Annotated in this window: 15 protein-coding genes; 10 read left to right on the top strand and 5 right to left on the bottom strand. The window is 37.8% G+C overall.

The features are described 5' to 3' along the window. Positions 1-481: 481 nt before the first annotated feature. Entirely contained in the window at positions 482-664 is a 183-nt protein-coding gene (locus MW695_RS21925; RefSeq protein WP_247107591.1) for a hypothetical protein, read from the bottom strand. Positions 665-805: 141 nt separating this feature from the next. On the opposite strand from MW695_RS21925, the gene MW695_RS21920 reads away from it, so the two are divergent. The 7 genes from MW695_RS21920 (at position 806) to MW695_RS21890 (ending at position 7,978) form a co-directional block, all read left to right on the top strand. Continuing rightward, positions 806-1,648: a Cof-type HAD-IIB family hydrolase gene (locus tag MW695_RS21920; protein WP_247107590.1), complete on the top strand. Its 843-nt coding sequence runs from the start codon at positions 806-808 to the stop codon at positions 1,646-1,648. 238 nt (positions 1,649-1,886) lie between these two features. Further along, positions 1,887-3,707, top strand: a complete 1,821-nt coding sequence (locus MW695_RS21915) for an LTA synthase family protein (RefSeq protein ID WP_247107594.1) — start codon at positions 1,887-1,889, stop codon at positions 3,705-3,707. A gap of 167 nt (positions 3,708-3,874) precedes the next feature. Continuing rightward, positions 3,875-4,237 (top strand): hypothetical protein, encoded by a 363-nt coding sequence (locus MW695_RS21910; protein ID WP_247107589.1) that lies wholly within the window; start codon positions 3,875-3,877, stop codon positions 4,235-4,237. Positions 4,238-4,423: 186 nt separating this feature from the next. Next, positions 4,424-5,113 (top strand): response regulator transcription factor, encoded by a 690-nt coding sequence (locus MW695_RS21905; RefSeq protein WP_247107588.1) that lies wholly within the window; start codon positions 4,424-4,426, stop codon positions 5,111-5,113. Continuing rightward, entirely contained in the window at positions 5,110-6,498 is a 1,389-nt protein-coding gene (locus tag MW695_RS21900; RefSeq protein WP_247107587.1) for a sensor histidine kinase, read from the top strand. Before MW695_RS21905 ends, MW695_RS21900 begins: the two co-directional genes overlap by 4 nt. A gap of 183 nt (positions 6,499-6,681) precedes the next feature. After that, positions 6,682-7,641 (top strand): 3'-5' exoribonuclease YhaM, encoded by a 960-nt coding sequence (yhaM, locus tag MW695_RS21895; protein WP_247107586.1) that lies wholly within the window; start codon positions 6,682-6,684, stop codon positions 7,639-7,641. 37 nt (positions 7,642-7,678) lie between these two features. Further along, positions 7,679-7,978 (top strand): sporulation YhaL family protein, encoded by a 300-nt coding sequence (locus MW695_RS21890; protein WP_247107585.1) that lies wholly within the window; start codon positions 7,679-7,681, stop codon positions 7,976-7,978. A 70-nt stretch (positions 7,979-8,048) separates the two neighbouring features. Here MW695_RS21890 and MW695_RS21885 read toward each other — a convergent pair whose 3' ends face one another. Then, positions 8,049-8,156 (bottom strand): YjcZ family sporulation protein, encoded by a 108-nt coding sequence (locus MW695_RS21885; protein ID WP_483299878.1) that lies wholly within the window; start codon positions 8,154-8,156, stop codon positions 8,049-8,051. A 203-nt stretch (positions 8,157-8,359) separates the two neighbouring features. Then, positions 8,360-9,277 carry a peptidylprolyl isomerase gene (locus MW695_RS21880; protein WP_247107583.1) on the bottom strand — a complete coding sequence of 306 codons (918 nt, stop codon included), beginning with the start codon at positions 9,275-9,277 and terminating at the stop codon, positions 8,360-8,362. Between the two features lie 165 nt (positions 9,278-9,442). Between MW695_RS21880 and MW695_RS21875 the strand changes: the two genes are divergently transcribed. After that, positions 9,443-9,526, top strand: coding sequence for a YjcZ family sporulation protein (locus MW695_RS21875; RefSeq protein ID WP_247107593.1), 84 nt, complete (start codon positions 9,443-9,445; stop codon positions 9,524-9,526). 51 nt (positions 9,527-9,577) lie between these two features. Then, positions 9,578-9,664, top strand: a complete 87-nt coding sequence (locus MW695_RS21870; protein WP_247107592.1) for a YjcZ family sporulation protein — start codon at positions 9,578-9,580, stop codon at positions 9,662-9,664. Between the two features lie 46 nt (positions 9,665-9,710). Here the strand turns inward: MW695_RS21870 and MW695_RS21865 are convergent, their stop codons facing one another. Beyond that, on the bottom strand, positions 9,711-9,890 hold the full coding sequence (locus MW695_RS21865; RefSeq protein ID WP_247107582.1) for a hypothetical protein: 180 nt from the start codon (positions 9,888-9,890) through the stop codon (positions 9,711-9,713). A gap of 130 nt (positions 9,891-10,020) precedes the next feature. Here MW695_RS21865 and MW695_RS21860 point away from each other — a divergent pair, with 130 nt between their 5' ends. Then, a complete protein-coding gene (locus tag MW695_RS21860) occupies positions 10,021-10,611 on the top strand; it encodes a YpmS family protein (RefSeq protein ID WP_247107581.1) in 591 nt (196 codons plus the stop codon). Between the two features lie 39 nt (positions 10,612-10,650). Here the strand turns inward: MW695_RS21860 and MW695_RS21855 are convergent, their stop codons facing one another. Continuing rightward, positions 10,651-11,190 carry a DUF3267 domain-containing protein gene (locus MW695_RS21855; RefSeq protein WP_247107580.1) on the bottom strand — a complete coding sequence of 180 codons (540 nt, stop codon included), beginning with the start codon at positions 11,188-11,190 and terminating at the stop codon, positions 10,651-10,653. Positions 11,191-11,476: the final 286 nt, after the last annotated feature.

Here is an 11,476-nt window from a genome sequence, read left to right as displayed (position 1 = left end):
TCCACCGGCGCAGCCGGTTAGTTCAACGCCCGCCTGCGGAAAGCGTGCCCCCCATCCCGGTAGCGAGATCGGAGGGCCGAACCCTGACTACTAAACAAAAAAGCCTGTCGACTTTGTCGACAGGCTGAGACGACTGATAAAAGATTAGTCGTCTTTTTTTTTGCAGAATTAGAATTTATACGTACACCCTATTCTCGTTATACGTTCATTAGGAGGGTGCAGGAAAACTCAAAGAAGAGCGTCGGCTACGGACGTTACTCGCATTTCTGAAAAAGCTACATTTCTAGAAATGCTTATACCATTTTAAGGAGCTACACACGACACAGTTAAGGAAAGACGCTACACCGGAAGCTACTGAAAAAGTAAATCAACTTTTTCAATGCCTTTGATTAGGCTAGAATGGCTTTTCACGTTGCTTGCTTGATACGAGAAATCCATTCGTATCAGACTATTCAAAAAAGACAACAGTCTCGCACATTTTTTAGGTTATTTTTCGTTTAATGATAACGGCTATATGTATGACAAAGCCTACCATGATTCCTAAGACGGTTGAACCAAGTATGCCCATGAAAATCGATTGTGGTTCTTGATTAGGAAATTGAAAGGATGTTAATACGATAAATAAGAGGGTCGGAACAAAATAATAGTTAAATGTCTTTTTCATGTGTCCTTGCTCCTTAGTCTACACGTTATTAATAATGAGTATATGGAAACATTCCGTATACGTCCAGTTCTATTTTTTGCTGAATGTTCATATGTTGTGAAGAAATAGTCATGTTGGACATCGAGAGAAGGAGGAGCTGAAATGGTTTATAAGTTAATTGCTCTTAACATTGATGATACGATTGTGAGAGCGAATGCGAAAATAACTCGACAAACAAAAGAGGCCATCGAGTATGTTAAAGCAAAGGATGTATACGTGACGCTGGCAACATCTAGACCGTATTTATCGGCGAAGAAAATTGCAAAAGCATTAAAGGTCGATGGGTTTTTAATTTCGAGTGATGGTGCATTTGTCGGCTCAGATGATAAGGTTCCAGTTTTTGTTCGAAGAATTTTTGAAGAGAGAGCTTTGCAAATTCTTGATATTCTCGAGGGGTACCCTTGTCATATTCGTGTTTGGAATGAAGAGTACGCTATTGGTAATAAAGTTAAGCAACGTAATCATTTAATTGCCAAAATGACGGTAGGTGTCGGTGATCCCCTTTTCTACCCGATACATTTTGTTGATTCAGTTTGTGGACATATGATGGAACAACCATTTGCTCCTTTAAAAATACAGGCACAGTTTTTTGATGATGTTGAACAGCAACGAGCATTGAAACAACTTCAGCAAATTAACAAAGGATTTAAATTACTACATTCTGTACGTGGAAGAATTGAATGTGTAGCACCTGGAGTCTCAAAGTCGCGTTCACTGCAACGATTAGGAGATCATTTACAAATCTCTTCTGAAGAGATGGTTGCAATTGGTTCAGAGGAGTATGACATTGATATGCTACAGCAGGTCGGTTTAGGTGTGGCGATGGGAAATGCGAATAATACTGTAAAGGAAGCAGCTGATTGGGTTACACGCTCAATTGAACAAAATGGTGTGGCGTACATGATTAAGGAAGTATTTAGGAAGCAGATGCGAATAAATGTATAAATAATGGAAGTGGGTGTCTCAAAGGTCTGAAAATGACCTTTCGAGACATCCTTTTTTTGAGATGGACAAGTTTAGTAGAAAAAATTAAGAAAAATCTTGCCATAGCGTGTAAAAGTGTGGGAAAATATTGACTTGGTTTGAGAAAGGTGTAAGATATACTAGTGTTTTTGTAATTTTTGTAAATGTAAAAGGGGGATATACGTTGGCGAGCATAATTCAATTTATAAAAAGAGAAAAAATGATGTGGCTCGTATTTGGATTTATTTGGTTGAAGACATACCTTTTCTATAAGTTTGGTTTTCAAATTCAATCTGAATCGATTTATCAAGAGTTTTTGTTATTTATTAATCCAATTAGTTCGACGATTTTGTTATTAGGTCTTTGTTTTTTGATTAAAAAGGATAAGAGACCGTTTTCGTTTATTGGAGTAAACTTACTAACAACTATCATTTTATATGCAAATGTTTTATATTATCGATTTTTTAATGACTTCTTAACGTTACCTGTACTCGTGCAAACGAGTAATATCAGTGACGTGCAAGGAAGTATTGCCGAATTAGTGAGATGGTGGGACGCACTATTTTTTGTTGATATACTCTTTTTGGTTTATATATGGATGACGAAACGAAAAGAATATTCATTTGCTAGACCGCGAGTGGCGCTTGCGTTAATTGTTGTCGCTGTTGGAGTGTTTGTGGTCAATTTAAGCTTAGCGCAAGCTGAACGTCCACAGCTATTAACACGCTCGTTTGATCGTGAATTACTCGTGAAAAATATTGGAGTGTTAAACTATCACGCTTATGATGCGTACATTCAATCACATTCTAAAGCACAGAGGGCATTTGCAGATGGTTCAGAAATCAATGAGATTATTTACTATACACGTGAACAGTATAGAGAACCCAATGAGGAGTACTTTGGGTTAATTGAAGGTAAGAATGTTATGGTTATTTCATTGGAATCGTTACAAAGCTTTGTCATCGAGCAGACGATGAATGGGGAAGTCATAACACCGTTTTTAAATGAGTTGATTGAAGAAAGTATATACTTTGATCATTTCTATCACCAAACAGAGCAAGGAAAGACATCAGATTCAGAGTTTGTTGTAGATAATTCATTATTTGGAAGAAATAGTGGTGCTGTTTTCTTTACTCATTCTAATAATGAGTATGATGCTTTACCTGAGCAACTAGGTGAAATTGGCTATTACACATCGGTCATGCATGCGAACAATAAGAGCTTTTGGAATCGAGATATGATGTATTTAGCTTTAGGATATGATCGTTTCTTTGATATTCAATCGTATGATGTAACAGAGGAGAATTCGGTAGGATGGGGGTTAAAGGATCTCGATTTCTTTGAACAATCTATTGATCTATTAAAGCAGCAGCCAGAGCCATATTTCACTAAATTCATAACATTAACGAATCATTTTCCGTTTGAGCTTGATGAAGAGGATCGTTTTATTGAGGAGTATGATTCGTATAGTGGAACGTTAAATCGCTTTTTCCCAACAGTGAGATATATGGACTATGCGGTTGAACAGTTCTTTGAGCGTTTAAAGGAAGAAGAAATGTATGAGGATACGGTTTTTATTATGTACGGTGATCATTATGGTATTTCGAGCTTTCATGACCGTTCGATGGCCATGTATTTGGAAAAAGACGAAATAACTGATTTTGATACTGTTCAATTACAGCGTGTACCACTTTTTATTCATATACCTGGTATGGAAGGTAAGAGAATGGATACGGTGTCTGGGCAAATTGATCTGAAACCGACATTGCTTCATTTATTAGGGGTGGAAACAGAGGATATGATTCACCTTGGTACGGATTTATTTTCCGAAGAAAGGGAATCTTTTGTCGTCCTTAGAAACGGAAGCTTTGTGACAGATGATTATTTGTACACGTCAGATGTTTGTTATGATAAACGAACAGAGCAAGAAACGGATATGAGCTATTGTGAGCCGTATTTCGATAAGGCACGTCAGGATTTACATTATTCTGATCGTGTTGTGTATGGTGACCTGTTACGGTTTTTTGAAAGAAAGGAATAAGTATGGAAAGCTGCATCCAGTTACGACATTCGGTAACTGGATGTATTCTATTTAAAAGGTCGGAATGTGATTGTAAACGACTGTGTACGTTGTATTTATAAAAAGACGTTAGGCATTCACCTAATTTAATCTCCTTGCATACAGTATGTATGAAAGGAGGAGGAAGTATGGCGACACCTCAATGGATGAAGACACAATGTGAGCAGCATGTGAATCAACCTGTTCAGTTACAAATGAATGGTCAACAGGAGTACCAAGGTGTAATTGAGCATGTCGATGATCATTATGTTTATTTACTCGTGCCAACGGATGAGCAAGGACAGTATATGGATGTGAAAGAAACATGGATGGAATGGAATCATCAGCAATGGGGAAATGCCCAGGATGGGTACGATCAACGTAATATCGACCATCGCTATTACCCGTATTATCCATATAACCCTTATTATTATCCGTATTATCGACCGCGTCCAGTTTGGAATCGGTTAGTCTTACCGCTAGCTTTACTTACGGCATTTGCAGTATTATAGTCAATAACACACGGGAAGGTGAGAGTTTAACTCTTATCTTCCTATTGACTTCTTCAAAAAAAATTGTGATAAAACGTGTAAAAATCCTCTAACTTTTGTGTAAGCTGATCTTCAAGCTCGTTTCAATGGATAAAATACGTTACAATAGCGATAGACTTATACTAGTGTTTACGAGGAGGATGGATGATGAGTGAATATCTCATTAACCTTGTTGAAGATGAAGAAAATCTTTCAGAAGTATTAAAAGCATATTTAGAACAAGAGGGGTGGCAAGTGGAAGTATTTCATGATGGCGATCAAGCACGTGCTGCTATCGAGCAAAAGCAAAAACCTCATCTTTGGATATTAGATATTATGCTACCAGGTACAGATGGTTATCAGCTCTTAAAATCGATTAAGGAAAAAGAAGATACACCTGTTATCTTTATTTCTGCACGTGATCAAGATTTAGACAGAGTTCTCGGGTTAGAAATGGGTAGTGATGATTATTTAGCGAAGCCATTTTTGCCTCAAGAGTTAATTATTCGGGCGAAGAAATTATTAAATAGGATTTACGGAATACCAACGTCAGATACAAAAAAGATTGAGCTAAATCAGTACCTTATCGATCCTGTAGGAAGAATTATTACAGATCAAGAAGCCAATCATGACGATGCTATTGACTTAACGACTAAAGAGATGGATTTAATTTTACTTTTAACAGCAGAAATCGGTAAGGCATTTTCCCGTGAAAAGATTATTGAGCATGTATGGGGAGAAAATTATTTTGGTTCAGAGCGTGCAGTCGATGATGTTGTTCGTCGAGTCCGTAAAAAAATGCCAAGAATACATCTAGAAACATTATATGGATATGGCTATAGGGTTTTATCCTCATGATTAAAGTGAACTTAACGCAACGAATTTGGCTTGCGTTCATTTCTTTAATCGTGCTTGTTATTCTTTCCGTCACGTTAATATACCCAATCTCGATCAAAGGGACATTAACAGAAGAGACGTATCGAATTATTGAAATTGAGCAAACGAGATACGTTTATCCGTTGTTTGATTTAGTCAATCCGCCTCGGAACGAACTCGATTTTGTTGAGAGAAGAGATGCAGAACGATCAGTCGGACATTTCTTTATTGATACATTTGGTCAGACAGCTGAAGGTGGGCCTTCACCACCACCTGCTGAAGTTTTACGGGAGATGGCACAAAATGCTTTTAGGCAGGATCATGAACGTGGTCGCTATGAGATCCAATATGGCGGGGCAACGGTGTTCTATGTTATAACAAAGACGAATTTATCAGATCGTCCAGCTTATCATATTTCATATATGTGGGATACATATCGCGATCAAATGGTTAATCGCTTATGGGAACGTCTTATTTATATCTTACTGCTAACATGTGCTCTCAGCTTATTGCCAGCTATGTGGCTGAAGCATTATTTACGCCAACCATTATATGTCCTAGGTAATCATTTAGAGCAAATTGCGAACCGCGATTGGAAGGAGCCTCTTAATTGGAAAGGCGATAAAGATTTTGAACGCTTAGCTAGACAGTTTGAAAAAATGCGTCAAAATTTAAATTTGTATGACCGTTCTCAAAAAACATTTATTCAACACGCTTCTCATGAGTTGAAAACACCGATCATGGTTATTAAAAGTTACGCACACTCCGTTAAAGATGGGATTCTTCCTAAAAATGATTTGGAAAGTACGATGGATGTCATTATCGAAGAGGCCAATCGAATGGAGCGACGTGTGATTGATATGCTCTATTATACAAAGTTAGATTCATTAAAAGAAGAAACACCTAATTATGAGGAATGGCTCTTTGGTGAAGTGGCATTCCAAATTGAAGAACGGTTTCGAGTGCAACGTGAAGATGTAAAAATTTATGTTAATGGTGCTGACTTAAAGATACGAGGCGACCGTGAACAATTAGAAGTACTATTAGAAAACTTAGTTGAAAATGCATTGCGTTATGCCTTTGATTCGATTTGGATTGAAGCTAAAAAAGATAATGGACAAATCTATATATCAGTTGAAAATAATGGGGAAGAAATACCAGAAAAAGATATACCTCAATTATTTAATCCTTTCTATAAAGGAAGTAAGGGGAAATTCGGTTTAGGACTAGCCATTGTGAAGAGAATTGCTGAATTACATGAAGCAACACCTACAGTTGAAAATAATGAACGAGGTGTTAAATTTACCGTAGCCTTTAATCAAACAGAAGAAAGAGGCCTACGAAGCAAGCGCCGAAAAACACATTGATGTAGTTAATGATCACTGGGAAGGTAAATGAACCTTTTCAGTGAGTTTTTTTAATTTAGAAGTGGCCTAACAGTCTAATTAACGAATTTGTATGACTACGCACGATGCAAGTCAGAAAAACCGCAGAGCGTTTTCCTTATATGGTATAATAAGAATAATTTAGTAGTGGGGAGGCGTAGCCTTATGACGAATGGGATTCGTAACCATCAAGTTGGGGATAAAGTAGAAACCTACTTCCTCATTAAAACATCGACTAAAGGGACTGCAAGCAATGGTAAGCCCTTTTTGACTTTACAGCTATGTGATCATACAGGAGAAATAGAAGCAAAGCTTTGGGGATGCTCACCGGAGGATGAACAAGCTTTTTGTAGCCAAGTGATCGTTCATCTCAGTGGTGAAGTATCGGAGTATCGTGGTCGTAGACAAATGAAAATTCAAAGCATTCGACCAACAACGGCAATGGATCAAGTGAAAGTTGCTGATTTTATTCGCTCTGCCCCAATGTCGCCTGACGATATGCTTGATGAGATTACTCAATATATTTTTGAAATGAAAAATGCTAATATTCAACGTATTACAAGGCACCTAATGAAGAAGCATCAGACGGCTTTTTTGCAGTCACCTGCAGCAACGAAGAATCATCATGAATTTGTTTCTGGTCTTGCTTATCATGTCGTTAGTATGTTGAAAATTGCGAGAAGTCTTGTTGAACTGTATCCGTCATTAGATGCCGACTTATTGTATGCTGGTGTCATCCTGCATGACCTAGGGAAAGTTAGAGAATTGTCGGGACCGATTGATACGCAATACACGTTAGAAGGAAAGTTAATTGGGCATATTTCGATTATGGTGACAGAGGTTGCTCAAGCGGCAGAAGAGCTGAAAATTGACAGCGAAGAGGTGCTCATTCTGCAACATCTAATCGCTAGTCACCATGGAAAAGGGGAATGGGGAAGCCCGAAAGTTCCTGTTGTTAAAGAGGCAGAAGTCCTTCACTTAATTGATAATATCGACGCGAAAATTAATATGATGGATCGAGCACTTGAGACGGTGCAGCCTGGTGAGTTTTCTGAACGTGTGATGGCTCTAGAGCATCGCAGCTTTTATAAACCACGTTTTCATCAGTCTCCATTAAATTTATAGTTCTATTTAGGCATGCTTGTACATATGATGAAGCAAGATGACAAGCATGGAGGGGATTCAATTGAATCGTCATGGCAATAGTAAGTACGCATACGTTCTACTAGGACTGTTATTACTCGGTTTTTTGTTGACTCAAACGTCGTTAGGTGTATTCCTTATATCAAGCCCTTGGTGGGTCTATCTCATCTTATTAGGGATTGTCATTAGTGGCTCCTTAGCTATTAAATATACGTATGAGGATTACAAGGAAGAGCAGAAATGGATTGAGCAGGAAGGTACAGTCTATATGGAAAGAATTGAGGAAGAGCGTAATAAACGTAAGGTCGGTAACGAATAATGTGTGTTAGTCAAGCTGAAAAGGGTGTCCAAAAAGCTATCAACGTTTTGGACACCCTTTTGTTTCGCTATTAGCAAAAGTAAGCGGAGCCTACAATGACTAATAAAATAAATAAAACGACTAACAATGTAAAGTCATACTTGTATCCTGTAGATACTGGTGCGCCTGCCATCTTCATCATCCTTCCGTCATCTCAAGTGGGTTTGGGGGAATGCCCTACTTTTACGTTATGCAAATAGAGTAGATCGGTGCAAAAAAAGCGCGGCGTTTTTTCATAAAGACATTGTGCGTAGCATTACAGAAGTTTGAACCTATCATAACGGAATGTACACAAATAAGCCCCAACACGTATTAACCGGTTGGGGACTGTTCATCATCTTTTTACTGTAATTCTGGCGCTGGAGCAAATAAATCTTCATATTGGGAATCTTTCACATCGATATCAGCGTCATCAATTAAATCAGTCAATACTTGCTCTTGACTACGCGTGCGTTGATTGATCAACGTTTCGCGAATCTCCTCTTCAAAATCCTCGAATGAATCGCGGAATCCCGTTTTCATAATGATATGATAACCGAAATCTGATTCGACGATGTCACTCACTTCTCCAACTTCAAGAGCAAATGCGGCTTCTTCAAATGGTTCAACCATTTGTCCGCTTCCAAAGTAGCCTAATTCGCCACCCATAGCAGCAGAGCCATCTACTGAATATTCCATTGCGAGCTCAGCAAAATCTTCGCCTTCCTCAAGCTTCTCTAATACCTCTTCAGCTGTTTCTTCATCTTCAACGAGAATATGACTTGCTTCTACTTGTTCGGCGAACTGCTCGCTATTTTCATCGTAATAGGCTTGTACATCCTCATCTGTTACATCAATACCTTCTGTACCGAGCTTTTGAAGAACAAGTCCAGGTAGAACAAATTCGTCTATGAAATCGTCCATTGTCTCAATTTCTTCTAGATTAAATTGAGTTTGAACGAGCTCAAGGATTTCTTCATCTGATGTTGTGTTAAATTGAGCTTGGAACTGAGAGCGAAGTTCCTCAAGTTCTGCCTCGATTTCTTCTTCTGAAATGTCAGCGCTTGCAACAGCGTTTTTGATAACAACATCACTTACAAGCTGCGCAAGGATCGCGTCCGCACCTTGTTGCTTCAGTTCTTCAATTAATTGCCCCTCTGTAATGTCAACACCTTCAACTGTCACAAGAACTTGGCTATTATCTTGTGTTCCTTCATCATTACAAGCTGCTAGTATGGTCATGCAAGCAATCCCGATGGCAGCAATCGTACGTTTTCTCATCATGTCAACTCCTCAATGGCTTTCAAGCTTAAGTTTTACAGTAATCACTATACCACACTTTACAGCGATAGCGGAAGTACAGAATTTTGATTTAGGGCAATTGCCCAGTACGAAAATTCCTTGCTTGCATAAGATATCGTAACTAGAAAAAGAGGAGGTGCAGTTATGTCTCACGGATCCCAGGCTGGGTTCGCGTTAATTGTTGTGTTATTTATTCTGCTAGTAATTGTAGGTGCATCGTGGCTTTAAGATAACTCGCACAGCTTCATTTTCAAGATCATTTCATTTGGAGGGATTGTAATGAGTCATAAAGGACATAATGGATTTGCGTTGCTAGTCGTTTTATTCATCTTATTGGTGATTATTGGCGCTTCGTGGATGTACTAAAGGTGGGAATTCAAAGGAGTGAGAGTGTTATAGACTCTCACTCCTTTTATGTAAAAAGAATTTTTACATATGTAGATGTTAAAAGGATGGTAATCAATATGTTGATCGTTCTAAATAATTTCGGTTGTCTTTCTGAAGGGATTTCACGTCTTAAGCACAAAGCGTCAGTCATTGAATTAATCAGAAAGAAAATAAATAATGCAAAAAAACTACTAATTACAAACATGCACTTGCCTCCTGACGAGCAATATAGTTAAACTTTATCAAAAGTTTGATAAAAAAGATAGGATTAACACTTAAATTGTATTTGTTAATTCAGACCGTTGCTTTTAAAATAAAAGCAAGAGGTGAGTGATATGACAATCCAAGAAAAAAAGTGGAAGACGGCTTTTATTATCTTACTATCGATCAAAGGCATTTTATTCATTCTTTTTGTTATATTGATCTTACGGTTATTCCCTGCGGCAGAAGGTGAGTTATTTGAGTCACAACCTATTCATACGGATGAGTCTTTGTTCACAATAGAAACGGATAAACAAAAATTTAATCAATTTATTGGACAACTTTTGGCAGAAACAGAGAGTGAGGTGCCTTATGTAATCGAGTTTGGAGAATCGAATCTACAATTGCGCACTCGCTTTGATATGATGGGTCAAGAAATTCCACTCGTCGTTTATTTTAATCCAGAAGTGGAGCCTAATGGAGACTTGCTCTTAATGGTCGATTCATTTGAACTTGGATTATTTTCATTACCTGTTGATCGTATGCTAATGCTATTAAATGGCACGCTTGAGCTAGAACATTGGATCATCATCTATCCTACTGAGGAATTAGTTGAGTTAAAAGTATCTGAACTTCCGCTTGATGAGAATGAGAGAATGAGCCTGCGTTTTAAAACATTGGACATGGAGAAAGACCACATTATACTTGGATTATATTATCACTAGTAAATGAAAATGGGAAAAGCGCCTAACGAGTCGAGCTCGTTAAGACGCTTTTAATAAAATATGGAATCCTTCAGGGTGATTTTCGACTAGACTTCTTTTAGGTGCCTTTACGATATAGCTCAAATAAACAAAATCGAAAAAAATTAAACCGAAATGAACCGAAGTTAAAATGGAAATGAAAGCCACATATGTCGGATACATAATCGATAAAAATGCTCCAACCATTGTTAATAAGATAGCTGGTGTAATTAATGACAGGACGTAAAGGTTTCTTGATATCGGTTCATATAATTTAATGCTTGTTAATGGCAGGAACATGACAAATTTACACGTAATAGAAGCTTTTTTTCCACATAGCCAAACGGGTATGAGGTGGAGTAGCTTATGGGTAGCAATGAGTAAAACAATGCTACAAATCATCGATGTAAAGCTGACATGAACGAATTCGTGTGCTTGTGTGAAGCTGCTAATAATGAGATAGTAAAATAAAAAAGAGAAAAGCATCGTACATGCTGAAAACAAAATAAGCCTTAATAATCCATACTCTTGTGTTACACGAATTGTTTTCCAACAGTTCATGTCATCACCTCCTCAACAATTGCTTAATTTACGCTTATTTTGAGGAGAAATCAATAGGTTTTCAAAAAAAAAACTTTATTATTTTTTGAGTATTTCTATTGACAAAAAGGAATTTGTGTAAAACACAAAAAAAGAGCTTAGCTTAATAAGCTAAACTCCCAGACCGTAGACAAAACGGCTTTGAGATATGACTCTCAAAGCCGTTTTTGTATTTTTCGTATGGTTTTTCGGCGATGGCACTGTCGGTTTGGTGTTCCTCCAGTGCCATGTCGCCAGTTTTTTCAGG

Origin of the sequence: Halalkalibacter sp. APA_J-10(15) (genome assembly GCF_023017105.1) — a bacterium.
In the GTDB taxonomy this organism is placed as follows: Bacteria; Bacillota; Bacilli; order Bacillales; family Bacillaceae_D; genus Halalkalibacter.
This window is presented reverse-complemented; position numbering and strand designations above follow the sequence as displayed.

What these genes read in the sequence shown, in the direction of transcription:
- MW695_RS21910 (WP_247107589.1), top strand. Translation starts at nt 3,875, where the DNA reads ATGGCGACACCTCAATGGATGAAGACACAATGTGAGCAGCATGTGAAT.
- MW695_RS21920 (WP_247107590.1), top strand. Translation starts at nt 806, where the DNA reads ATGGTTTATAAGTTAATTGCTCTTAACATTGATGATACGATTGTGAGA.
- MW695_RS21855 (WP_247107580.1), bottom strand. Translation starts at nt 11,190, where the DNA reads ATGAACTGTTGGAAAACAATTCGTGTAACACAAGAGTATGGATTATTA.
- MW695_RS21885 (WP_483299878.1), bottom strand. Translation starts at nt 8,156, where the DNA reads ATGAAGATGGCAGGCGCACCAGTATCTACAGGATACAAGTATGACTTT.
- MW695_RS21880 (WP_247107583.1), bottom strand. Translation starts at nt 9,277, where the DNA reads ATGAGAAAACGTACGATTGCTGCCATCGGGATTGCTTGCATGACCATA.
- MW695_RS21915 (WP_247107594.1), top strand. Translation starts at nt 1,887, where the DNA reads ATGATGTGGCTCGTATTTGGATTTATTTGGTTGAAGACATACCTTTTC.
- MW695_RS21900 (WP_247107587.1), top strand. Translation starts at nt 5,110, where the DNA reads ATGATTAAAGTGAACTTAACGCAACGAATTTGGCTTGCGTTCATTTCT.
- MW695_RS21860 (WP_247107581.1), top strand. Translation starts at nt 10,021, where the DNA reads ATGACAATCCAAGAAAAAAAGTGGAAGACGGCTTTTATTATCTTACTA.
- MW695_RS21870 (WP_247107592.1), top strand. Translation starts at nt 9,578, where the DNA reads ATGAGTCATAAAGGACATAATGGATTTGCGTTGCTAGTCGTTTTATTC.
- MW695_RS21875 (WP_247107593.1), top strand. Translation starts at nt 9,443, where the DNA reads ATGTCTCACGGATCCCAGGCTGGGTTCGCGTTAATTGTTGTGTTATTT.
- MW695_RS21925 (WP_247107591.1), bottom strand. Translation starts at nt 664, where the DNA reads ATGAAAAAGACATTTAACTATTATTTTGTTCCGACCCTCTTATTTATC.
- MW695_RS21890 (WP_247107585.1), top strand. Translation starts at nt 7,679, where the DNA reads ATGACAAGCATGGAGGGGATTCAATTGAATCGTCATGGCAATAGTAAG.
- MW695_RS21905 (WP_247107588.1), top strand. Translation starts at nt 4,424, where the DNA reads ATGAGTGAATATCTCATTAACCTTGTTGAAGATGAAGAAAATCTTTCA.
- yhaM (WP_247107586.1), top strand. Translation starts at nt 6,682, where the DNA reads ATGACGAATGGGATTCGTAACCATCAAGTTGGGGATAAAGTAGAAACC.
- MW695_RS21865 (WP_247107582.1), bottom strand. Translation starts at nt 9,890, where the DNA reads ATGTTTGTAATTAGTAGTTTTTTTGCATTATTTATTTTCTTTCTGATT.